We start from the raw sequence: 24,126 nt of genomic DNA, 5'->3' as shown, positions 1-24,126 counted from the left end.
GGACGTGAATCACGCGGCTGGGTTAGCCGTGCTCTAATCGGTGCCAGTGCAACCGAATCGTATGCAACCAGCGGAGTTGGCCCAGGCCGCGATGACTGCTGCCCTCATGGGGGCGATCGCTGTGGTCTCTATCGTGCTGCCCGGCGCAGTGGTGTTCGCCTGGTTGGGAGCGGTCCCGATGGGAGTGCTGTGTTACCGGCATCGCATCCGGGTGGCGTTGGCCGCCTGTGTCGCCGCCGGCCTCATCAGCTTTCTGATCGCCGGATTCGGGGGGCTGGTCTCGGCGCTCACATGTGCGTACATGGGTGCGATCGCCGGTCAGGTGCGGCGCCGGAATCGCGGCGCGGCAACAATGTTGGCTGTCGCCGCGCTGTGGGGCGTGCTGGTCTCGTCCTTCTGCGTCGGGGTGTTCGCGGCCTTGCGGAGTCTGCGCGAGGTTGTCCTGGGCGCGGTGTCCGCCAACGTCGGCGGGTTCGCGACGCTGTTGAGTGGCGTGCCGCTACTCGGCAGCGCCGCAGCGGGATTGGATCACGCCGTGCAGGGCTGGATCGTGCACTGGCCCTGGTTCTTCGGGGTCTCGGTGTGGCTCATCGTCATCTTCGGGACCTCCTTCGGTTGGCGGGTGCTGACGCCAGTGCTGCGCAGACTGGAGGAAATCACCGACCTGTCCTCGGTGGGGACGCTGCCCGCGGGGCACGACACCACCCCGCCCGGCCCACTGCCAACCGTTCTCACCGGCGCCGGTTACCGGTACGCCGGAGCCGACCGGGATGCCCTGACCGCGGTAACCATGCGCGTCGATGTCGGCGAGCACATCGCGGTGACCGGCGCCAACGGCTCCGGCAAGTCCACCCTCATGCGTCTTCTCGCGGGTGTTCCTCCGACTGCCGGCACCATCGAGCGCCCCGGCGGCGTGGGCCTGGGCCAGGTGGGTGGGACCGCGCTGGTCTTGCAGCATCCGGAAAGCCAGGTGCTGGGTTTGCGTCTGGCCGACGACATCGTGTGGGGGCTGCCGCACGACCGCGAGATCGATATCGACGGTCTGCTCGCCGAAGTGGGTCTGGGTGAGATGAGCGACCGGGACACCGCGGGTCTGTCCGGCGGAGAACTGCAGCGGCTCGCGGTCGCGTCGGCGCTCGCGCGCGAACCCGCGCTGCTCATCGCCGATGAGGTGACCACCATGGTCGACCACGACGGCCGGCAGACGCTCATCAACGTGCTCGACGGACTCACCACCCATCACCGTCTAGGGCTGGTGCACATCACCCACTACCCGCAGGAGGCCGACGCCGCCGATCGTGTGGTGGCGTTGGGCGGTATTGAGGTACGAGAAGATCGGGAAGGCGCCGAACGCCCATCCCCTACCGAATCTCTTGGTGGGGAAACGATTCTCGACGTGCAAGGAGTCTCGTTCGACTATGCGGTCGGCACGCCGTGGTCACAGCCGGTGCTGCGCGATGTGTCACTGCAGGTTCGTTCCGGCGACGGAATACTGCTCTGCGGTGGCAACGGTTCCGGCAAGTCCACCCTGGCGTGGATCATGGCGGGCCTCCTGGAACCGTCAGCGGGCCAATGCCTTCTCGATGGCCGCCCCACCGCCGAACAGGTTGGCGCGGTTGCGTTGTGCTTCCAGGCCGCGCGACTACAGCTGCTGCGGGGGCACGCCGGTGCCGCGGTGGCCGCACTCGCCGGGTACTCGGTCGCCGATACCGAGAGTATTGATCGCGCGCTAACCTCGGTCAGCCTGGACCCGAGTATCGCTGGGGTGCTTATCGATCGGCTCAGTGGCGGGCAGCTGCGGCGAGTCGCCCTGGCCGGACTGCTCGCCCGCTCGCCGCGCCTGCTGATCCTCGATGAGCCGCTGGCGGGTCTGGACGTTGACGCCCAAGCCGACCTCATCGATCTGCTGGTACGCATCCGTGGCGGTGGTCAAGCCGTCGTCGTGATCTCCCACGACACCGACAGCCTCGCTCCGTTGTGTCCCCGCACCATCCGTCTGGAACAGGGTGAGTTGGTGAACGCCGGATGAGTCAACGACGTCCATTGATGCTGATGCGGCCCGTTCCGGGGCCGTCACCCCTCCATGCACTGTGGGCCGGCACCAAACTCCTGGCCGCGCTGGCAATATCGGTGTTGCTGACCGTCATGCCGTCGTGGACTGCGATCGGGCTCGTCGCCCTGCTGATCCTCGTGACCGCGGGTGTTGCCGGCATCTCCCCAAGATGCATCCCGTCCGTCCCGCGGTGGGTGGGGCTGCTTGTGGTGGCGGGCAGCTTGTTCACCATCGTGAACGGTGGCACGCCCGAGTTGACATTCGGACCGGTCACCATCGGCGTCGGCGGCTTCCTGGATTTCCTGCGCGTGACGTCGCTGGGGCTGGTTCTGATCGGGCTCGGCGCGGTGATCTCATGGACGACACAGGTCGCCGATATCGCTCCCGCAGTAGCACTTTTGTGTCGCCCCCTGCGCATCCTGCGGGCGCCCGTCGACGATTGGGCAATCACCATTTCCCTAGCGTTCCGGATGTTTCCCATGCTCTCCGAGGAATTCCGGTTGTTGGCGGCCGCGCGCAGGCTTCAACCGCCGCAACCGGAGAAGCCCTCGCGGCGTGCGGAAGTCGTCGATCTGTGTACAGCCGCGATGGTCGTCTCGCTGCGCCGCGCCACCGAGATGGGTGACGCGATCACCGCACGCGGAGGCGCGGGCCGCATCTCCGCGCATCCCATCTATCCGGGATGGCGTGATGCTCTTGCCGCGGCCGTGCTTGTCGGCGTTGTGGCGCTCGCGCTACTGCTGAGCTGAACCCGGGGCCGAAAACCCTTTTGTCACTTTGGTTTCTAGTGTCACATCATGCGGCTGTTTGTCGGCGAGCGAGGCTAGACTTCGAACATGAGTTCGATCGAGGTGTTGGAGGCGTCCGTCGATGCCTTCTGCGCTGAATCGGTCGAGATGACGGCGTCGGAGGCCGTGACGGTGATGGCGCGGTTGGAGGTGGTGCAGCGCCGGCTGTCATCGCGCGGAACGGGATTGATCCCAATGGTGACATCCCAGGCCTCCCCCGTCGAGTTGGGCGGCACCTCGTATGCGGATGTGTTGTCGCGGCGGCTGCATATCAGCAAGGGTGCGGCCCGGCGGCGCATCGCCGACGCCGAACAACTAGCCCCGCGCCGCGTGCTCACCGGCGAGGAGATGGCGCCGCAGCTACCCAATGTGGCTGCCGCCCTGAGCCGAGGCGATATCGGCGAGGAACATGTGCGGATCATCCGGCAGTTCTTCGACCGGCTCCCGGTGGTCGTGGATGCGCCGACCCGGGAAGCCGCCGAACAGCAGTTGGCCGTGATGGCTTTGCAGCTTCGGCCCGAGCAGCTACGTGTCGGCGCTGAACGCATGATGGCCTTGCTGAACCCCGACGGCCAGTTCTCCGACGCCGATCGGGCCCGGCGCCGCGGTGTGACGATCGGACAACAGGGCTTCGACGGCATGTCACCCGTCTCGGGATTGTTAGATCCGGAGACTCGTGCCTATTTGGATGCAGTGTTCTGCAAACTGGCCGCACCCGGCATGTGCAACCCGAACGACCAAACGCCCATGGTCGACGGGGAACCCACATCTGAAGTCGCCGAACGCGATAACCGCAGCAGCGCCCAACGTAACCACGACGCCCTGCGCGCCGCCCTACGATCAACATTGGCCTCAGGGAAACTGGGCTCCCATCACGGACTGCCGGTGACCGTGGTAGTCACCACCACGCTGCCCGAACTCGAATCCGCTGCCGGTATCGCGATCACCGGCGCCGGTACCCGACTTCCCCTGCGCGATCTGATCCGCATGGCATCCCACGCCCACCACTACCTGACGATTTTCAACGACGATGGCCGACCACTGTACCTGGGACGCGCCAAAAGGATTGCGAGCCCCGATCAGCGGATCGTGTTGCACGCCACAGACCGCGGATGCACCCACCCCGACTGCGAAGTCCCCGGATACCTCTGCGAAGTCCACCACATCAACGAATGGACCCACGACGGCCCCACCAACATCGACAACCTCACCTTCGCCTGCGGACCCCACCACCGCCTCCTAGGCCACGGCTGGACCACCCGAAAACACCAAGACGGCACCACCGAATGGATACCCCCACCACAACGGGAACCCAGCGACATCACGCCCGCAGAATGCCGATCGTTCCCAGACTGAGAATGATCAGGCCGAGGATTGCGACGATCAGCGCGACATCGATCCGCCGGCGGGACCGAACCCAGGTGTGCAAGGCCGACACCATCTCGTACGTCCGCGCCGGCATGGCCGCATAACTCAACAATGGCAGCGCCACCATCGAGAAGGCCACCGCGTTGAAGAAGAGCAGTGCCATGGACTGAATGGGCTGTGTGGCACCCGAGGCGTGGATGAGGGCGATAACCGCAAGGAAGTCCGCCGACGGCAAGGCAATTCCCAGTCCACTGACCCCCGCCACCCACAACGAGTTGTTCTGCATGAACCCTCGCACTCGCCTCGCGACCTTGTCGGCCAAGCCCGCCCGCGGTGCGCGCGGAGCGGCGGCAGGTCGACGGATCGAGGCCGTGATGGCCAGCACCGCCGCTACCAACAGGGCCAGAACGCCAAGCGCGACTTGGATGTAGGGCCCCGAAACATCGGCCTGTCCCATCGGAGACACCCGAAGGACAAACAACAGCGTCAGTCCGAGGCTCAACCCCATGACGAATGCACCGCACAGGAACACGAACAGCTGCAGCAGCGGTCGCGGCCTGTTCAACATCAGGACTGTCAGTCCCAGTCGGGTGGGCTCAACGCTCACACCAAGTGCCATCAATAACACGATGGTCCACATGACTACCGCGCGTGCACAGCGTCATTCTGCTCGCAAACCCCTGCGAACGTGGACTTCACGAGGTCTACGTAGCGGGTGATCGACTCCCGCGCGATGGGGTTGTCCGGGTACGCGATCATCAGCGTCGTCTCCGTCGGGAATCGCGAGATGAAGATCGTCAGCTGGTACACCGACTTGCTTTCGGCATACAGACCGATGGGATTGCTTACCAGCAGCGGGTTGGTGAACAACTGCGAAAGTGGCGGAGCACCACCGTCGAAGAAATTGATCATGGGGTGGTACGGCCGTGGCCAGTTCAGCTCCGGCACCAATTCCAGGACCCGGTAGAAGGGGACATTCACCAGCTGCCTGCCACGGTCAAACGATTCCTGCGCCGCGACGGCTGCCGCACCAAAGGTCCCGTCAACGGGGGCCGTTATCGGCACCAGCCCGGTGAACCATCCCGTCGTGAACATGTCCGCCTCGTCGCGGGCGTCGCTCGGGGTGATGCCGTAATAGGTGTCTGTACCGGTCAATTCACGTTCGGCGAATCCGAGAGCGGCCATCACGCCACCGATGAATCGCGCCCCCGCGTCGATGCAGCGCGACTCGAACTTCAGGGCCTGCTGCTCATCGAGCAGCTGCTCGGTGACGATCGCGGTACCGCAGGGCACACCGTGATCACCCAGCGGCAGCGGGAAATCCGGGAGGCTGCCGCGGTTGTTCTCGGCGAACTGAGTCCACTCGCGCACCGGTTCGGAATCAGGGGTCAGCCCGGAAAGAAACTCATGCTGCCTGATGCAGTAGTCGCCGTAGCTGCCCGCGGGCGGAAGCTCGATCGGGGCGCCGCCCTGAACCAGCGCCTTGTATCCCATGAGGATCTCCATGATCAGCAAGCGCGCAAAAGTCGCATCCAGGTGCAGATGGTCCACACTGAAGTAGAAGGTGAAATGCCCCGAGCTCTGGATGATTCCGAATCGGAAGCAGTCCCATCGGAAGGGGTCCGGGGTCTCCGAGACCACCATCTCCCGCACCTCGTCGGAGGTCATCTCGCCCAACTTGACCTGGACGAACTCCACGTCGGCGGGGTCGGCGATGGTGCGCCGAACGATGTTCTGATCATCGTCGAGCGAGAACCAGCTCCGATACGTGTCGTGTCTCCGCAGGTGGGCATTGATCACATGACCCATGGCCCGCTTGTCGCACCGCCCCGGCATATCCAAGGTGAAGACGAGCACGCGCGAGAAGTCCAGACCCTTGGCGGCCTGTCGCAGATATGTGCGGAGATGCTGCACCTGCATGAAGCTCGGGGGAATCTCACTCACCGGCGCTTCAAGGGCCTTCGCGTACGAGGCCGGTGAAGGCTGCCAGGTGATCACCGATCCCGCAGACGGCTCCCACTTGTCGGTCAACGACACCGTTACTGGTCCACCACGCATTTCAATCCCCTTAAGACGAAGCGACTTCGGATTCCTGATCGGCCAGCTTGTCGTACAGATGCGACGCCAAAGACCGCACTGTCGATACATCAGCCGGACCGATACGGACGCCGGTGTCCGCTTGGATACGGGTACGAATTTCGAGGTTGCCCAATGAGTCCAGGCCATAATCCGGGAGGGATCGGTCGGGATCGATCGATCGCCGGAGCACCAGGCCCACCTGCTCGGCGACCAGTTTCCGGAGTCGGGTCGGCCACTCCTCACGCGGCAGCGCGTTGAGCTCATCGAGGAACTTGTTTGTCTCCGTTTGAGATTGACCCGCATCACGGAATGCCTGGGCAAACGGACTGCGCTCGACGAAGTCGGCCAGCCACGATATGCCTGCCATCGGCGCATAGGCGGTGTACGCCCGGTTGTGCCGAAGCACGGTGTCGAAGGCGTAGGCACCCTCGTCCGGGAGGATTGCAGCGTCCGCGTTCGCCAGATGCGTGCCCTGCCCGATCTCCGACCAGGCACCCCAGGCGATGACAGTTGCCGGTAAGCCCTGGGCACGTCGCCAGTGCGTGAATCCGTCCAGCCAGCTGTTGGCCGCCGCGTAGGCACCCTGTCCCGGAGAGCCCACCAGCGCCGCAATCGAGGAGAACGAGCAGAACCAGTCCAGCGGTTGCTCCGCGGTGGCCTCGTGCAGATTCCAGGCGCCATGTACCTTGGGCCGCCAGTCTCCACGGTCGATCAGTTCGTCGGTGATGTTGGCGAGCGTGGCATCGTGCACCAGGGCGGCGGCATGCAGCACGCCGCGCACAGGCTTCCCGGTCTCCGTGGCTGCCGCCACCAGACGTTGTGACGTCTCCGGTTCGGCGATATCGCCAAGCACCACATCGACTTCGATGCCGGCGTGCCGGATCTGCTCAATAGCCTCTACGGCCTCGGGCTTCGGAGCGCTGCGACCGTTGAGGATGATCCGGCCGACCCCGGCAGCCGCCAGCTTCTTCGCCAGGAACAAGCCCAGCCCGCCGAGGCCACCGGTGATCACGTACGCACCCTCTCGGCGGAACGCTGGCGCATGCGACGCCGGGATCACCGCGTCGACCTCGCCCGCCTTAGGCAGGTCCAGAACGAGCTTTCCGGTATGCCCCGCAGCACCCATCACACGGATCGACTCCGCCGCCTCTTGCAATGGAGAGGACGAGATCTCCGGCAACGGCAGCACGCCCTCTGCCATCTGCCCGTACAGCGCTGTCAGGGTGCGGTAGATCGCTTGTGGCCGTGTCTTCGATACCAGGACAAGGTCGACGGCGTGGAACGACAGGTTCCGCCGGAAGGGAAACAGCCCCAGCCGGGTGTCGCCGTAGATGTCACGCTTGCCGATTTCGATGAAGCGGCCACCGAAGGTCAGCAGTTCCACCCCGGCCCGTTGCGCGGCACCGGTGAGCGAGTTGAGCACGATGTCCACGCCGTAGCCGTCGGTGTCACGACGGATCAGGTCTGCGAATTCTGTGCTGCGCGAGTCGTATACGTGCTTGATACCCCAGCTGCGCAACAATTCTCGCCGCTCTTCGCTGCCCGCGGTGGCGTAAATCTCGGCCCCCGCGGCACGGGCGATGGCAATCGCTGCCTGTCCCACACCACCGGTACCGGAATGGATCAACACCTTGTCCTCCGCGGAGATCCTGGCGAGTTCATGGAGCCCGTACCAGGCGGTGACATGAGCGCCCGGGACGGCTGCTGCCTCTCTATCGGGCACCTCGGCCGGGAGCGTCGCGGCAAGGTTGGCATCGACCACGACGAAGCTTCTCCAGGCGCCGGTCGGCGTCATGCCGCCCACGCGGTCACCCACCTGATGCTGGGTGACGCCCTCACCGACGGCCGTCACCACGCCCGCGAAGTCGACGCCGAGCTCCTGCCGGCCTTCGAAACTCGAGTACCGGCCGTACACGTTCAGCACGTCGGCGAAGTTGATGCTGGTGGCCGTGACCGAGACTTCGATCTGTCCCGGCCCGGGGGCCACCCGATCAAACGCGACGAACCCGAGTGACTGCAGGTCGCCCGGCGTGCGGACCTCGAACCGAACTCCCTCATTGTCCGGTGTCGCAACGGTACTGCGCCAGTCGTCGGGGCCGAGCGGACCCAGGTTCAGGCGTGCCCGGTACCAGTGGTCGTCACGCCATGCGGTCTCGTCCTCTTCCGACCCGGAAGCCAACTCGCCCGCCACGTTCTGGGCGGCGGTGTGGCCGTCGACATCGATGTGCGTGACACGCAGGTGCGGATATTCGGCGCCGATAACGCGCACCAGCCCCCGCAATCCGGCCTGTTCCAGATTGGTGATGTCGCCGTCGACAACCGTCTGAGCGTTGCGAGTCACCACGTACAGCCGCGGCGGCTCGCCCGGCAGGTCCACCAATTCGCGGGTGATCCGCACCAGATGCCGAACCTGATCGGCCCCCTGCAGGGCCACCCTGTCCGCACCTGCGGCGGCCCCGGGGGCGGTGACGACGAGCACACCGTCAAATCCGCCGGCCTCCAGCTGGTCGTACAGAAGCTTCAGTGCCGCAACACGATCGGTGTCTGGCCGCCACTGAATCAGCGCCACCTCACTGTTGCGCAGTTTCAGCGCATCGATCAGCTCCGATGCCCACGGGTCCACGGTCTCACCCGTGCTGACCAGCAGCCACCGGCGCGGCCCGCCCGATACCTCCTCGGGCAACCGCTGCTGCTGCCATTCGATGGCAAGCAGGCGGTTGTTGAGCAGCTGATCGCGCTGCTCGTCGTCCGAGGCGCCGGTACCGAATCGGAAGCCCCGCACCGCAACCAACACGGCGCCTTTCTCGTCCAGCAGATCGATATCGGCTTCCACCTCGTTACCAATCACCTTGGTCACCCGGGTGTAGCAGTACTGCGTGGAACGTGCGGATTCGTAGGCGTGCAGGCTGCGCACACCCTTGGGAAGCGGTAGCGCGTTCTTGCTGGCCGCCTGAACATCCGGCAGCGCGATGACGGACTGGAAGCAAGCGTCCAGGAGCGCGGGGTGGACGATGTAACTGCCCTGCTGCGCCCGAACATCCCGAGGCAGTGCCACTTCCGCAAGCACCGACCTGACAGACTCGTCGCCGTGGTACGCGGAGACCAAGCCCTGGAAGGCCGGGCCGTACTGCACTCCCCGCTCGTCGAACGACTCTCGTAGCTCGTCGCCCGTCGCGCTGTGCGGGTGCTCCGCCCGTAGCGCGGCTAGGTCGTAGGCCACGGGAACATCGGCCTCGTCACCACTACCCAAGACCGCTGTGGCGCGCTTGACTGTCTCACCTTCGTCGTGGGTATCCACCACGAACTCGAGTACATCCGCAGACTTCGCCGTGGCCGTAGCCGATATCGGCGTCGCCTCACCCAAGGTCAGCAGCTGTTCGAACGAAATGTCCTGTACCACTGAGCCTTCACCGAATACGGCGGCAGAGGCCGACAGCGCCATCTCACAGTATGCGGCACCCGGGTACACCGCCACATGACGAACCTGATGGTCCGCGATCCAGGGCTGTGCCTCGGTGCCGACATCGGCCTGCCAGATGTGGCGCACAGGCTCCTCGGTCAGTCGCACATATGCGCCGAGCAGCGGGTGGACGGCAACGGTATGGCTGCTCTGGCCCTGCGCCTGCGCGGACAGATCCAACAGGTACGACTGGCGGGTCCAGCTCGGCAACGGCACATCCACAAGGGCGCCCGCTGGGTAGAGCACCGAGAAGTCCACCGCACCACCGGCTGTATAGACGTCTCCCACAAAATCGCGAAGCCCATGCGGCAGCTCCTGCTCGCGGCGCATACCGGCGAGGGCCACCATGGGAATGTCGAGGCTGCGTGCGGTCTGTTCGGCGGGGTACACCAGCAACGGGTGTGGTGCCAGCTCACCGAAAACGCGGTACCCGTCGTCCAGCGCCGCTTGCACTGCCGCCGCGAACCGTACCGTGTGACGCAGGTTGTCCACCCAGTAATCGGCATCCATCACGGGCTTCTCGCGCGGATCGAACGAGACCGAAGAGTACAGCGGCACAACCGGTGTCCGCGGTGACAGATCTTCGAGGGCATCGGCAAGATCGTCCAGAATCGGGTCCACCTGCGGTGAATGCGACGCAACGTCGACGGCCACCTCACGGGCCATCAATCCGCGGTCCGACCACTCCGCGATGAGCTGCCGCACTGTCTCGGTGGCACCACCGACAACCGTCGACTGCGGCGACGCGACCACCGCCAGGACCACATCGTCGATCTCCCGATCGGCCAGTTCCGCGACCACCTGCTGAGCCGGCAGGTCGACGGAAGCCATGGCGCCAGCTCCCGAGATGCGCAGCATCAACTTCGAACGGCGGCAGATCACCTTGACGCCGTCTTCCAACGACAGGGCCTCGGAGACAACCGCGGCTGCCGCCTCGCCCATCGAATGCCCGATGACCGCTCCGGGCTTCACTCCGTACGAAGCCATGGCGGCAGCCAATGACACCTGCATGGCGAACAACGTCGGCTGAACCCGGTCGATACCCGTGACCGTCTCCGGCGCCGAGATCGCCTCGCTCACCGAGAATCCGGACTCCGCCTGGATCAGTGGCTCGAGGCGGGCGATGGTCGCGGCGAATACCGGTTCCTTAGCAAGCAATTCGGCACCCATGGCCGCCCATTGCGAACCTTGACCGGAGAAGAGCCAGACCGGGCCGCGGTCATCCTCGGCAACCGCCGCCTGATATGGGGCCTCGTCACCGGCAACCTCGCGGAGCCCGGCCACTAGTTCGTTGACATCGTTGGCCACCACGGTGGTGCGCACCGGCCGGTGCGCCCTGCGACGTGCCAGGGTGTATCCCACGTCCCCGACCGGGACATCGGCACCTTCAGAGAGCCAGTCGGCCAATCTGCCCGCAGTCCGGCGCAACTCGTCGGCAGACGTCGAAGACACCGGGAAAATCAGCTGCGATCCCAGGGGCGATTCCACGCTGGTTTCCGCAGACACGGCGGGCGGAGCCTGTTCCACCACAGCGTGGACGTTGGAACCTGACATTCCATATGCCGATACCCCGGCGCGCCGCGGGCCCTCGATGTTCTCGGGCCATGGGATAACCGATTGCGGCACAAAAAGGTTCGTTGTGACGCCGGCAAGCTTGTCGGGAATCCCGGTGAAATGCAGGTTTGGCGGAATCACGCCATGCTCCACCGCGAGAATGATCTTCATCAGTCCCAGCGCACCGGCCGCTGACATGGTGTGCCCAAAGTTGGTCTTCACCGACCCCACGGCGCAGGGTCCCTCGACTCCATAGACCTGCGCCAGACCCGTGTACTCGATGGGATCACCCACGGGTGTGCCCGTACCGTGCGCCTCGATGAGTCCGACGGTGCTGGCGTCCACACCGGCAGCCGCCAGTGCAGTACGGCATGCGGCCGCCTGCGCGTCCGAGGACGGAGTTGACTGATTCACTGTGCGCCCATCCTGATTCGACGCCGTGCCCCGCACGATCGCCAGAATCCGGTCCCCGTCTCGCACCGCATCGTCCAGCCGCTTCAGCAGAATCATGACGCAGCCCTCAGACATCACGAAACCGTCTGCCTCGCCGGTGAATGTGTGGCAGCGCCCGGTCGGAGAGAGCATGCGCTGCTGCGAGGCACCGACATACCTGCGGGGTTCCAAGACCAGGTTGACACCGCCTGCGAGCACGAGATCACTTTCGCCTGCCGCCAGGCTCTGACATCCCATATGCACAGTCGCCAACCCCGCTGCACACCCGGCGTCGACCGTCAATGACGGCCCATGCACACCCAGGGCGTAAGAGATGCGCCCCGACGCCATGCAGAAGTTTGTACCCGCGAATCCGTAGGGACCCCCGAGATCCGCCGCATCCGCGGCCACCAACTGATAGTCGTTGTGGGTCACTCCCACGAACACTCCGGTCTGCGAGCCAGCAAGGGTCCGCGGATTGAGGCCCGCATGTTCCACTGCCTGCCAAGATGTTTCGAGCAAAACACGATGCTGAGGATCGATCGAGACGGCCTCACGCTCGTTGATGCTGAAAAAGTCCGCATCGAAGCCGCCAACGTCATCCAGGAAGGCCCCCCACTTGGAAGGCGACTTGCCGGGCACGCCGGACTCGGGGTCGTAGTACTCACTCAAGTCCCAGCGCGCAGGGGGCACCTCAGTAACGAAGTCCTCACCGCGCAGCAGCGCCTCCCAGAACTGTTCGGGCGACTCGATCCCACCTGGAAGCCGGCACCCCAACCCGATAACTGCAACTGGGGTCACAGACGCGTTTTTCATCTTGCTACGTCCTCCTCGCGCACGACAATCTGCCTGTTGGTAGAACCGGAGACAACTAGCAGTAGAACCCGACAAGGCTAAAGATAGGGTGCGTGAAAGGAATTCGCGACTCGGGAGATCAGGATCACAACGCCTCGGCTGAAACTGTGAGAAGGCATCGCACATTGACTACTTTTAGACCCCTACCCCGTTCCCCATTAACAGCGCATTGATAGCCGGGAAACAAGAAATTCACAAATATTTTCATGCTCATAATTGTTTGCCATTGAAGGCGGTGAACACTCCATCACGCTGCTTAAATGTCACAACATAGAGGCTATCAAGTGTTGCCATACGCCAGCATTTCGAGAACATTTAACCCGACCTTCTCTATGAAATATTTATGCAATTTACTCACCGTGAGCCTAAATTCATCGCTTCCCCTATCAATCAAGATCCAGGCGGGCTTTGGGCGGAAATCGGTGCATACTTGCCATTAGTTTTGTGACTGGTGAGGTGGCCGGGCATCCACCGGCATCGGGCAGAAACGCTCGTGACAAGGCGCGACCCGGTCGCGACGCGAGGTCCGGGCGGGCAACGGCAAATCACGGCACCCCAAAGGTCCTCATAGTTAGCTCACTCGTGTCGCGCGCCGAACGGAACTGCGGTACCGTCCCGACCATCATGCGGAACTCCAGTTCCGTGTAGGGCAAAGATGCCCGTCCCGACCAACTGCGGCAGTTCCATAACATAAGCCCGCCAGTCATCTGCTAATTCCATTGAACACAAAGGGGTTTGGGATGCTTCGCGTCATAAGACGGGTGTGGATGCCACTGCTCATCGCCGCGGTACTCGCGATCGGCGGATTCGCAGTGTTACGGGTACGCGGGATTTTCGGTGCGGATTCCTTCGCCTCCTCTGCCGACAACAACGCCAAAGATGCCGTCCCCTACAACCCAAAGACACTCGTATACGAAGTATTTGGAGAACCCGGGGCCATGGCAGATGTGAACTACTTCAACGAGGATGCGCAGCCGACGCGCGTCGACGCCGTGCAGCTGCCATGGTCGTTCAAGATCGTCTCGATCTTGCCGTCGTTGAGTGGGAACATCGTGGCCCAAGGCAACGGCGACACAATCGGTTGCCGGATCATCGTCAATGGCGAAGTCAAGGTGGAGCGAGTTTCCAACGAACACAACGCCTACATCTACTGCCTGGTGAAGTCCGCATGAGGCACGGTAGCGGCGACCACGCGGCGCGGCCCCCACGGATCGCACGGATCATCCGGGTTCTGTCGATCCCGATCATCCTCTTCTGGCTGGGTATCGCCATCATCCTCAATGTCGTCACGCCCTCCCTTGATGAAGTGGGCAAGGCACATTCGGTGTCGATGTCCCCCAAAGACGCTCCCTCGATGATCGCGATGATGCACACCGGAAAAGTCTTCGGGGAGTTCGACTCCGACAGCTCCGTCATGATCGTGTTGGAGGGGAAGCAAGAACTGGCCGACCAGGCGCACCACTTCTACGACGAGATCATCAAGAAACTCGAGGCCGATCCGACCCACGTCCAACACATCTCCGACTACTGGGGAGATCCGCTTACCGCATCGGGCGCTCAGAGCGCCGATGGGAAAGCCGCCTATGTCCAGGTGAACCTGGCCGGGGACCAGGGAACCACCTTGGCGAATGAATCCGTAGATGCCGTTCGCAAGATCATCGCCGAGACACCCGGCCCCGACGGTGTGCAGGCCTACGTCACCGGAGGAACCGCCGCCAGCGCGGACACCGGAACGGCCGGCAACAAGAGCATGCAGAAGACGACTCTGATAGCGGTGGGCGTCGTCGTCGTGATGCTGCTCTTCGTGTACCGATCCGTGATCACCATGTTCGTGGCGCTGGTGATCGTCGGCGTCGAGCTGATGGCGGGCCAGGGCGTTGTCGCAACATTGGGCAATCTCAATGTCATTGGCCTCTCAACCTATGCCGTAAGCATGGTCACGATGCTGGGCATCGCCGCGGGTACCGACTATGTAATCTTCCTGCTGGGTCGTTATCACGAAGCGCGGCAATCCGGCCAGGATCGAGAGGCCGCCTTCTATACCGCGTATTCCGGTGTGTCACATGTCATCTTGGGATCTGGGCTGACCATTGTCGGCGCTACCTTGTGCCTCAGCCTGACACGTCTGCCGCTGTTTCGTTCCATGGGTGTGCCCTGCGCACTGGTCATTCTCGTCATCGTCGCCGCAGCCCTCTCCCTGGCTCCCGCGGTACTGGCGTTGGGCAGCCGCTTCGGGCTGTTCGAGCCCAAACGCAAACACGATGAACGCGGCTGGCGGCGCATCGGAGCAGCGGTGGTGCGCTGGCCGGGACCGATTCTCATTGTGACACTGGGGATTGCACTCATCGGTCTACTTACCCTGCCCGGATACACCCCCGGATATGACGACCGTCAGTACATGCCCGATAACGTGCCTTCGAAAGTTGGTTACGCAGCAGCGGAACGACATTTCTCGCCAGCCCGGATGAACCCCGAAATGCTCATGATCGAGGCCGACCATGACATGCGAAATCCCTCGGACATGCTGGTCATCGATCGAATTGCCAAGACGGCGTTTCATGCCCGTGGCGTCGGACGAGTGCAGGCGATCACCCGGCCGCTGGGCACACCCATCGAGCACAGTTCGATACCGTTCCAGATCGGCCTCCAGGGCGCCGGCCAGATCCAGAACATGAAGTACATGAAGGACCGCATGGCGGACATGCTGACCATGGCCGATCAAATGGGGACCTTGATCGGCACCATGGAACGCGTCTACGACATGATGCGCGAGCTCACCGGCATCATGCACGACATGACCGGCCAGATGAAGGTCATGCAAGGCCGGATGCACGACATGCGGGACCTGATGGCAACTTTCGACGACTTTTTCAGGCCGATTCGCAACTACTTCTACTGGGAGAAGCACTGCGCCGACATTCCGATCTGCTGGGCCAGCCGGACGGTGTTCGATGCTCTCGACGGCGTCGATGCGATGGTCGAGGACATGGACGGCATGCTGGTGAACATGGACAAAGTCGATGTCCTGATGCCCCGCATGCTCGCCGAGTTCCCACCCATGATCGCCATCATGAAGTCCATGCACGGCACATTGCTGACCATGCACAGCACCATGTCCGGGATCATGAACCAGATGGATGAGAGCACCAAAAACTCCACCCTGATGGGCAAGTACTTCGACGAAGCCAAGAACGACGACTCGTTCTACCTGCCGCCCGAGGTGTTCGACAATCCAGATTTCAAGCGCGGCCTGAAGATGTTCCTCTCCCCCGACGGGAAGGCCGTCCGGATGACCGTCTCCCATCAAGGCAATCCCGCCTCGGTGGAAGGGATCGCGACCGTCGGCAATATCAAAGAGGCGGTGGCTGATTCGATCAAGGGCACCCCGCTCGAGAACGCCAAGGTCTACCTGGGCGGGACCGCCGCGGCGAACAAGGACCTGCAGGAAGGAGCCAAGTATGACCTCATTCTCGCGGGCATCGCATCACTGTGCTTGATCTTCATCATCATGCTGTTGGTGACCGGCAGTGTGGTCGCGGCCCTGGTCATCGTCGGCACGGTAGCGATCTCACTCGGCGCATCGATCGGGGTCTCGGTCCTGATTTGGCAGGACCTGCTGGGTATGGATCTGCACTGGTTCGTGGTCCCGTTGTCGGTCATCATTCTGTTGGCCGTGGGATCGGACTACAACCTGCTGCTCATCGCACGATTCAAGGAAGAGCTCCACGGCGGACTCAAGACAGGTTTCATCCGGGCCATGGGCGGCAGTGGCAAGGTGGTGACGAATGCGGGCCTGGTGTTCGCATTCACCATGTGCGCCATGGTTGTTAGCGACCTGCGTATCGTCGGGCAGCTCGGAACGACAATCGGCCTCGGGTTGTTGTTCGACACCCTGATCGTGCGGTCCTTCATGACCCCGGCCATCGCCGCACTCCTGGGCCGTTGGTTTTGGTGGCCGCTCAACCTCCGCGAATACACTCCAGCGCGGACCCGATGACGAAAAACACTGCCATCCAGCGGCAAAGAACATCCGGACGCCTGAACAGGTCCTTGGACCTCGCGATCCTGGAGGCAGCATTCATCGTGCTCGCCGAACACGGTTACGACGCGATGAGCATGGACGAGATCGCCGCGCGCGCCGGGGTCGGCAAGGCTGCCATCTACCGGCGATGGTCTTCCAAGGCGGCCCTCACCGCCGATGCAATCCTGCACGGACGGCCTTCACTGGGGAAACTCGATGACGTACCGGACACCGGGAGCTTGCACGGGGATTTGCATGCTCTATACGAGGCACGGGATTACAGCGACCTGGAAGAAAGCAGTATCCTCACCGGCAACTTGCTGGCGGGGATCATCGCCGAAGCCGTCAACGACTCCACGTTGGCGGAGGCATTGGATAATCTGCTGGCATCGCAGACTCAGAAGCGAATGGAGATCGTGTTCGCCCGAGCCGTGGAGCGCGGTGAGATTGCGCGGGATCGTGATCTATCACTCGTCTACGACATCCCGCTGGGGCTCAGCCTGACGGCGGCTCTCAAGCGAACCGTCATCGATGAGACGTACATGCGCCGCATGGTTGACGACGTGATTCTTCCCCTTGTGCAAGCTCCCGCAGATCGGTCCTGATTCCCGGAATTTCTTCTGACACAGCCTCTTCTGCTGGAAGGTCACGTCTCCACTGCGGACAGGGCTGACGGCGCGGGCCGATGTTGCACCGACGCGAGTGCGGGGCGATTGTCGAGTTCATAGCCGATAAGACGCGAACTATTGGTGACCACCGCGACCGAGGACGCGTTGTGCAGAATTGCGGCCAGAACCGGCGAGAGCGCGCCCCCGGCACCGATCGCCAGCCCGATCGCGTTGACGGCAATAGACATGGCGTAGTTCTGCCGGATGACGGTCACGGCCCGGCTGCCCAGACCCCGTACATCGAGCAGCTTGCGCAGATCGTCATTGGACAGGGCAACATCAGCGGTTTCCACCGCCACATCGGTTCCGTTGAGTCCCATCGCGATTCCGATATCAGCCGCCGCCAGCGCCGGTGCGTCGTTGACCCCGTCACCGACCATCGCGACAAAATGCCCGTCGCTGCGGAGCCGACTCACAGCCTGGAGTTTGTCCTCGGGCAGCACCTCGGCCTGCCACTCCGCGATACCCAGCTCCTCGGCCACCGCACGCGCCGTTTCAGCGTGATCACCGGTCAGCATGACCACCCGTTTGACACCCAAGGACCGTAGCGCCTGCAGCACCTCGGCGGCCTCGGGACGGATCTCGTCGCGCAGGCTGATCAGACCGACGAGTACACCGTCGACCGCCAACAGAAGCGGAGTCTCGGCGCGGCGGCGGAGCTTGGCCACCCACTCGTCGGCTTCCGGAGTCACCCGGACGCTCTCCTTGGTCAGCAGTGCGGGGCTGCCCAGCAGCAGGGTCCGCCCATCGGCTCTGGTGCGCATCCCCAGGCCAACGAGCACTTCGCACTCTTCGTGTGGCGGGATTGCGATGTGGCGTTCCTCGGTCGAGCGAATAACCGCCTCTCCCAAAGGGTGCCGCGCGTGAATCTCCGAGCTTGCCGCGTACGCGAGCACCTGCTCGGGTTCCCAGCCGTCTTCGAAGGCAACGATGTTCGTCACCACCGGACGTCCGATGGTGAGCGTTCCGGTCTTGTCGAACACGAACGCGTCTACTCTGCCGGCCAGTTCCAGATGTGACCCGCCCTTGACCAGGATTCCCCTGCGCGCCCCGTTGCCGATGGCGGCACTAATCGCGGTTGGGGTAGACAGGCCCACCGCACACGGGCAGGCCACCAAGAGCATCGTCATGGCCCGCCGCACATCCCTGGTCACCACCAGGGTGCCCAGGGACAGCAGGAACGAGGCCGGCACGAATCGCCGCGAAAAGTTTTCGCCGACAGTCTGAATCGGGGCCCGATCGCGTTGCGCCTGCTCCACCCGGGTGATGATCCGGCCGATGATCGTCTGCCCTCCCACCGCCGCGGCACGCACAACGATGCGACCGCGCATGACAACCGATCCGGCATGCACGCGTCCCCCTGCGGCGACGCTGACTGGCAGGGTTTCGCCGGTGATGGCCGACTGGTCGACGATCGCGTCACCCTCCACGACCTCCCCGTCCACCGGAATGGCCACCTGCTCGTGCACCACCACCTCGTCGCCGACCGCCAGTGAATCGGTAGAGACCTGGACCTCGGTGCCATCCCTGAGACGGACCCACGAGGTGTCCTGACTGCCCGACAGCAGATCCGCGATGGCGCGACGGGTGCGCCGGAGCGTCAGATCCTGCAGATACTCGCCAATGTTGAGCAGCCACAACACCGTCAGTGCGACCACGTTCTCGCGCAGCACCAGGCTGGCCACGGTGGCCGCGGATACCAGCAGATCCGTACCTGCCGATCTGCCGCTGCGCAATGCGGCAAGCGCCCCCCGCAGGAACGGATATCCGCTGAAAATCGTGACCGCCGTTGCCAACAGGCGACTGGTCGGTCCCAGCAGCGGCGGCCGCCGCAGCGGATATCGACGAAGTCCGAGCACTACCAGGGCCGCCCCGCCCACGCCCATGCGCACCACGTCGGCATTGCGCACATCGGACGAATGTGGTTCTCTGGTCAGCGTTTCCGGCACCGGAGCTTCGAGGGCGCGTGCCAGCGCGTCGAGGACGTCCTCGGCCGAACCACTTGCCTTTGAGTACCACACCACCACCGCGGCCGTGCGCGGATACGCGTGTACGGCACGAACTCCCTGTACATGCAGCAGCGTGTCCTCGATCAGCACCGCGCGCCGCACATCACCGCTCAACTCAGTCGCGATGGCACGCAGACGTCCGGCCGCGTCAGATACGACAGTGACCATGTGCGGCTCAGTGCTCGTGGTCGTGACCGGATTCTCCTACCACGGGCGGCGGGGCCTCTTCCCCGATGCGCTCGCGAGCCTCCGCGACAACATCACCGATCGCCAGTCGTGCACGTTCGGCGCCTTCCTCGGCCTTACGCACACCGCGCAGCCCCCAGGAGGCAACGGTGACACTGGCGTCACGGACGGGAACCTTGGCGGCGGCCTTGCGCGCAACCTCGTAAGCGGCGACTCCCACCGCACCGGTTACCACCGTCGATGCGGCCTTCGCTAGTACTGCGTGCCATACCATCAGCCAATCGCCCTTTCGCTCAAAGTATTTGAGTCACGCTTCATCACGCACCGTGGCTTCTTAACGAAACCTACTCTCGATCAGCCCTTGAGGTGGCCCGTTGCGTCATGATGATAACGGTTTTCATTATCGCCAAGTATTGCAGACACGCGGCCGACTGGCACGCCGGGATGAGCACCGAAGCCAGCGGACTGTTATCGACGAGACCTACAGGTCCCGCATCGTCGACGAGGAGGTTCTGCCTCTGGACCAGGCCCCATCACCGTGTCATGGGACTGCGGCGGAGCTCCCCAGGCTCCCGCCCCCGAATCCAGCACTCGCCTTGACACCACCGGATACTCCGGTCCCATCCATCCCACCGGATATCCGCGGCCGATGCGCCCCGGACATCGAAGACGGCAACCGAGTCCCACGCGTCACGTTCAACGCAGGCAACTGACCTGGCGCGATCACCGGACCATGAGGAGCCGGATTAGGCGGTAACAGTTCCGCCGCCGCAGGTGCGGCAAGGCCGACGGTAAAGAACATGACAATCACTGCGACACAAAGTAATCGAATCACCGAGTAGTTCCCTCGCTAATCCCCCACGGGTCTTCCAACCGCCCGCCCGTCATCCCACCACTGATGCGAGCCGAGTGCCCCGCTTCGAACCCGGCCGAAACCTGAGTGCCTGGCCCGGGGAGGGGTAATAATCCAAACGCCGGCTGCGACGGGGTCGCCGCATGATTGTTCGGAGCACTGCCCGGTACCGTCACCGGAACAGCGGGCATCGGGTTAATCGGCGGAGGTTCGGCCACCGCCTCGGTCGCCGGAGCTTGCCACATCAGGAGGCCCAAGAGCATTGCCGCGCAAAATAATCGCATTGTTCAGATCTTGATCGGGTCGCCGTAGATGGCGAACTCGGTGTGACCGAATCCGGTGGACACACGCAGTGAGGCAAAGGACCGAATAGTGACATCCCCTCCGCAGGCATCGGCCTTCACGTGCACGTTGTCCAGATCCAACGCCCCTGTATTGCCCGACGACAACACCATGTTGCCCAGCGGCAGATTGACAATGACGCCTGGTTGCAACACGGTTTGCACAAAGCCGCTGACTCCGGCACTGCCACCAACGCCCACTGTTTGCAGCGGAAGCACGCCAACGTTCACTGACGGCGCGACGCCAGCAGATCCGCCGATCTGCAATCCGGATGACACGTCGGACTGGCAACCGAGCTGATAGCCAATGAGGAAGAGGCTATCGGTAATCGGGTTGGCACCACCGGTCGCGGTCGCGGTGCCCGAGAGCGTAATGAAGGCCTCGCGTGAGTTGGCGGCCCCGGCCAGGTTGGGCACCGAATTGACACGTTCGTTGTCCAGCCGGATCTCAAGATGCCATCCATCGCGCGTGGTCTTCGAATATAGCTGCGGTGCCATATCTTTTGGCTCCGCGACGGCCGTGGCCGCCTCGGTTAGCCCCGCCGCGGCCAGGAAGAAGCCTGTGCATATAAGGCGCGCAATCATGAGATCCACCATTCAACGCGCAAGCTCACAATCAACGAAATTCCATACAAAGAGGCAGAAGTCGCCACGAGAAAACAGTCCAATCATCGGAAATGGAGCCGCCCAGGCGTACGGAAAAGACGCGTTGCACGGCTGGTGAAGGTTCGGTTCGCACAAGACGGGTAGTCATCACCGCCTCGGCAGCACTCAGCGCCGACTGATCCCTAGATACAGAAGTCGTTGCCACCCAGCATTATCCGGGGTATGTGAAAGTACCGCACTGCGACGTGACGTCAACAGAACCAACAGTGCCGCGGCACCAAGCGAAAAGACCCACACGGCGAGCGGCAGACCGACCGGCTGCACAATCAACCCATGCCGGATACGGGTGACGGCCATGCCGTGCTGCACGGGTTCCCAATGATGAACCTCGGCAGTGTCATACAACGAGGCCGAGGTCGCCGCATTTGCTAAAAGCGAACTCTCACTGGGCAACAGGCAAGCGCTTCCGAAGAATAAGCACAAAATTGCCAGTACGACCGCAGAGCGCAGCTGGTACTTAGATACCCCGCGGCCCGGCATGTCAACGATGGTACCAGGCAAATTTCGCTGCTCTAGTACTAAGCCTTGTAGCCCCTAAATATTCTCTGTCACAGCTGTTTTCGTTCTACAGCGTCAGCGATTTCGTGATTGGGCGTATTACTTCGCATACATGAGTTCGATCGGCACGCATGTGGGCTTTCAAAAGCCTGAGACTGATGCCAGTGGCTGGGCCTACATATCAGCTGACGTCTTCGGGGGGGCGGGCGGTGTCGTAGATCGAGAATTTTTAGGTGGTTCATGTCACGAATCACGCATACTATGCGGATTTGCCACTATCGCCCTCTGCTCAGAGCCTGCGGTCTATGCCGCTAGGTGGCGGCGCGTGACACGAACCGGACCACCGCCCTGGGGTTCGCCGCCGGATGCGTGTGTAGATACGAGGCGTGAATGCGCCCCTCTCCCGCCACCACGCCCTCGCGGCGGATGCCGCCGACAGCGCCCCAGGCCCAGGCGGGCTGTCGGGTGTCGTCGCGGTAGTCGACCGTGGTGCGATGAAACTCATGCCCGCTCAACCGTTCTCCCTCATCAAAGAGGGTGGAGCCGGTGATCGAGACCGCCTCGCGGTATCCGAGGGTAAGTGAGTCGGTGAAGCGGGCTTGCGCGTCGATCACGCCACACATCGGAGCCCCGTCGAGGTCGTTGCACAGGTAGGTGAGGCCGGCGCATTCGGCGTGTATCGGCCCGGACATGTCACGGACCTGTTGACGCAGTGGCTCATTGGACGACAGATCGGTGGCGAACTGTTCCGGGAATCCCCCCGGCAGCACCAGAGCTGAGGTCTCGTCGGGCAGGGCATCACGGCGCGGGTCGAACTCGGCTACCACCGCACCCGCCGCGGCCAACAGCTCACGATGCTCGGCATATCCGAACGTGAACGCATGACCCGCCGCCAACGCGACCACCGGCTCGCCGGCCACCGGGGCGCCGACAACGTCCACCGGATCCCACGCAACCGTCGCCACGTCGCTACGCGCGGCAGCGACGATCGCGGGCAGGTCCACATGTTCGGCGACCAAGTGGGTCATCGCGTCCACCGCGTCGAGGGCAGCCTGGCCATGTTCGATAGCCGTCACCAGCCCCAGGTGGCGCGAAGGAACCGACAACTTCTCGGTACGCGGCAGCGCACCCAGTACCGATAGTCCGGCACGATCGGCCGCCGCCGTGAGGATCGCCCGATGCCGTGCCGACCCAACCCGGTTGAGGATCACGCCAGCGATCCTGATGCCCGCCTCCGCGGCGTACACCACGAATCCGTGCAACAGTGCCGCCAGGCTCTGGCTGTGCCCCTTCACATCCACGACCAACACCACCGGCGCGTTCAGGAGGCCCGCGATCTCGGCCGTAGAGCCCTTTTCATCGGTGATACGCCCATCGAAGAGACCCATGACCCCTTCCACCACAGCGATATCCGCGCCGTGCGCGCCGTGGCGGAACAACGGGCCGATCAACTCCGAACCCACCAGCACGCTGTCGAGGTTGCGGCCCGGCTTACCGGTCGCCAGGCTGTGATATCCGGGATCGATGTAATCCGGCCCCACCTTGAACGGGGCCACCGCGTGCCCGGCCCGTCGCAACGCGCCCATCAAACCCGTGGCCACCGTGGTCTTCCCGCTTCCCGAGGCGGGAGCGGCAATCACGATCGCGGGAACGCTAGCGGACCCCACGCTCTACCATTCGATACCGCGTTGGCCCTTACGGCCCTGGTCCATCGGATGCTTGATCTTCGTCATCTCGGTCACCAGGTCGGCCGCATCCAGAAGCTGTTGTGGCGCGTCGCGTCCGGTGATGACCACATGCTGTGTGCCGGGGCGGGAACGAAGTACTTCGACAACTTCATCCACATCCACCCACCCCCACTTGAGCGGGTAGGTGAACTCGTCGAGCACGTAAAAGCCGTGTTCCTCCGCGGCCAGCCGCCGCGCGATCTCGGCCCATCCGGCGGCCGCATCGGCGGCGTGGTCGGTCTCGGTACCCGACTTACGCGACCAGGACCACCCTGAACCCATCTTGTGCCATTGCACCGAGCCGCCGATCCCGTGCTCGTCGTGCAGCTTGCCGAGCTCGCCGAAGACCGACTCCTCACCGACGCGCCACTTCGCACTCTTGACGAACTGGAACACAGCGACGTCGGCACCGTGATGCCAAGCCCGCAACGCCATACCAAAAGCGGCTGTGGACTTACCTTTTCCGACACCCGTGTGCACAGCCAGTATCGGTGCGTTCCTCCGCGCCTTGGTGGTGAGCCCGTCCTCTGGCACCACCAACGGTTGTCCCTGTGGCATTGAACCCCTC

At 63.4% G+C, this 24,126-nt stretch carries 17 protein-coding genes; 6 read left to right on the top strand and 11 right to left on the bottom strand.

Features of this window, described 5'->3' with window-relative positions; genetic code table 11:
- Positions 1-61 precede the first annotated feature (61 nt).
- From AOT87_RS13070 to AOT87_RS13060, 3 genes are all read left to right on the top strand, one after another.
- On the top strand, positions 62-2,029 hold the full coding sequence (locus AOT87_RS13070; RefSeq protein ID WP_057968902.1) for an ATP-binding cassette domain-containing protein: 1,968 nt from the start codon (positions 62-64) through the stop codon (positions 2,027-2,029).
- The gene (locus tag AOT87_RS13065; protein ID WP_057968903.1) at positions 2,026-2,802 is read left to right on the top strand and encodes an energy-coupling factor transporter transmembrane protein EcfT; all 777 of its coding nucleotides are present in this window, start codon (positions 2,026-2,028) and stop codon (positions 2,800-2,802) included. The genes AOT87_RS13070 and AOT87_RS13065 overlap by 4 nt, the downstream gene beginning before the upstream one ends.
- 147 nt (positions 2,803-2,949) lie before the next feature.
- Positions 2,950-4,197 (top strand): HNH endonuclease signature motif containing protein, encoded by a 1,248-nt coding sequence (locus tag AOT87_RS13060; RefSeq protein WP_234795856.1) that lies wholly within the window; start codon positions 2,950-2,952, stop codon positions 4,195-4,197.
- Here the strand turns inward: AOT87_RS13060 and AOT87_RS13055 are convergent.
- From AOT87_RS13055 to pks2, 3 genes are read right to left on the bottom strand one after another with little or no spacing between them, the layout of a single operon-like run.
- Positions 4,163-4,849 (bottom strand): GAP family protein, encoded by a 687-nt coding sequence (locus AOT87_RS13055; protein ID WP_030093960.1) that lies wholly within the window; start codon positions 4,847-4,849, stop codon positions 4,163-4,165. The two genes, AOT87_RS13060 and AOT87_RS13055, sit on opposite strands and share 35 nt — an antisense overlap.
- A gap of 2 nt (positions 4,850-4,851) precedes the next feature.
- Entirely contained in the window at positions 4,852-6,267 is a 1,416-nt protein-coding gene (locus tag AOT87_RS13050) for a condensation domain-containing protein (protein ID WP_057966775.1), read from the bottom strand.
- 10 nt (positions 6,268-6,277) lie between these two features.
- Positions 6,278-12,550 (bottom strand): type I polyketide synthase, encoded by a 6,273-nt coding sequence (gene pks2, locus AOT87_RS13045; RefSeq protein WP_057966776.1) that lies wholly within the window; start codon positions 12,548-12,550, stop codon positions 6,278-6,280.
- Positions 12,551-13,329: 779 nt separating this feature from the next.
- Here pks2 and AOT87_RS13040 point away from each other — a divergent pair.
- Genes AOT87_RS13040 through AOT87_RS13030 form a run of 3 tightly spaced genes read left to right on the top strand, consistent with a single transcriptional unit; the run spans position 13,330 to position 17,215 of the window.
- Positions 13,330-13,761 (top strand): MmpS family protein, encoded by a 432-nt coding sequence (locus AOT87_RS13040; RefSeq protein ID WP_057966777.1) that lies wholly within the window; start codon positions 13,330-13,332, stop codon positions 13,759-13,761.
- The gene (locus AOT87_RS13035) at positions 13,758-16,586 is read left to right on the top strand and encodes an RND family transporter (protein ID WP_109398762.1); all 2,829 of its coding nucleotides are present in this window, start codon (positions 13,758-13,760) and stop codon (positions 16,584-16,586) included. Before AOT87_RS13040 ends, AOT87_RS13035 begins: the two co-directional genes overlap by 4 nt.
- Positions 16,583-17,215: a TetR/AcrR family transcriptional regulator gene (locus AOT87_RS13030; RefSeq protein WP_057966778.1), complete on the top strand. Its 633-nt coding sequence runs from the start codon at positions 16,583-16,585 to the stop codon at positions 17,213-17,215. The genes AOT87_RS13035 and AOT87_RS13030 overlap by 4 nt, the downstream gene beginning before the upstream one ends.
- A 41-nt stretch (positions 17,216-17,256) precedes the next feature.
- Here AOT87_RS13030 and AOT87_RS13025 read toward each other — a convergent pair whose 3' ends face one another.
- The 8 genes from AOT87_RS13025 to cobO all read right to left on the bottom strand — a co-directional run bounded on the left by AOT87_RS13025 (position 17,257) and on the right by cobO (position 24,116).
- Positions 17,257-19,455, bottom strand: a complete 2,199-nt coding sequence (locus tag AOT87_RS13025) for a cation-translocating P-type ATPase (protein ID WP_057966779.1) — start codon at positions 19,453-19,455, stop codon at positions 17,257-17,259.
- A gap of 7 nt (positions 19,456-19,462) precedes the next feature.
- Complete coding sequence (locus AOT87_RS13020) at positions 19,463-19,747, bottom strand: DUF1490 family protein (protein WP_030093967.1); 285 nt, start codon at positions 19,745-19,747, stop codon at positions 19,463-19,465.
- A gap of 267 nt (positions 19,748-20,014) precedes the next feature.
- Positions 20,015-20,308 carry a hypothetical protein gene (locus tag AOT87_RS29075; protein ID WP_081343339.1) on the bottom strand — a complete coding sequence of 98 codons (294 nt, stop codon included), beginning with the start codon at positions 20,306-20,308 and terminating at the stop codon, positions 20,015-20,017.
- Complete coding sequence (locus AOT87_RS27850) at positions 20,305-20,571, bottom strand: hypothetical protein (RefSeq protein ID WP_109398775.1); 267 nt, start codon at positions 20,569-20,571, stop codon at positions 20,305-20,307. Before AOT87_RS27850 ends, AOT87_RS29075 begins: the two co-directional genes overlap by 4 nt.
- 42 nt (positions 20,572-20,613) lie before the next feature.
- Positions 20,614-21,252 (bottom strand): MspA family porin, encoded by a 639-nt coding sequence (locus tag AOT87_RS13015; protein WP_057966793.1) that lies wholly within the window; start codon positions 21,250-21,252, stop codon positions 20,614-20,616.
- 186 nt (positions 21,253-21,438) lie between these two features.
- Positions 21,439-21,726 carry a hypothetical protein gene (locus AOT87_RS29605; protein WP_081343342.1) on the bottom strand — a complete coding sequence of 96 codons (288 nt, stop codon included), beginning with the start codon at positions 21,724-21,726 and terminating at the stop codon, positions 21,439-21,441.
- A 416-nt stretch (positions 21,727-22,142) separates the two neighbouring features.
- Positions 22,143-23,474, bottom strand: a complete 1,332-nt coding sequence (locus AOT87_RS13010; RefSeq protein WP_057966794.1) for a cobyrinate a,c-diamide synthase — start codon at positions 23,472-23,474, stop codon at positions 22,143-22,145.
- 27 nt (positions 23,475-23,501) lie between these two features.
- Positions 23,502-24,116, bottom strand: a complete 615-nt coding sequence (gene cobO, locus AOT87_RS13005) for a cob(I)yrinic acid a,c-diamide adenosyltransferase (RefSeq protein WP_057966780.1) — start codon at positions 24,114-24,116, stop codon at positions 23,502-23,504.
- Between the last annotated feature and the right edge of the window lie 10 nt (positions 24,117-24,126).

Source organism: Mycobacteroides sp. H003, assembly GCF_001440135.1.
In the GTDB taxonomy this organism is placed as follows: domain Bacteria; phylum Actinomycetota; class Actinomycetes; order Mycobacteriales; family Mycobacteriaceae; genus Mycobacterium; species Mycobacterium gwanakae.
This window is presented reverse-complemented; position numbering and strand designations above follow the sequence as displayed.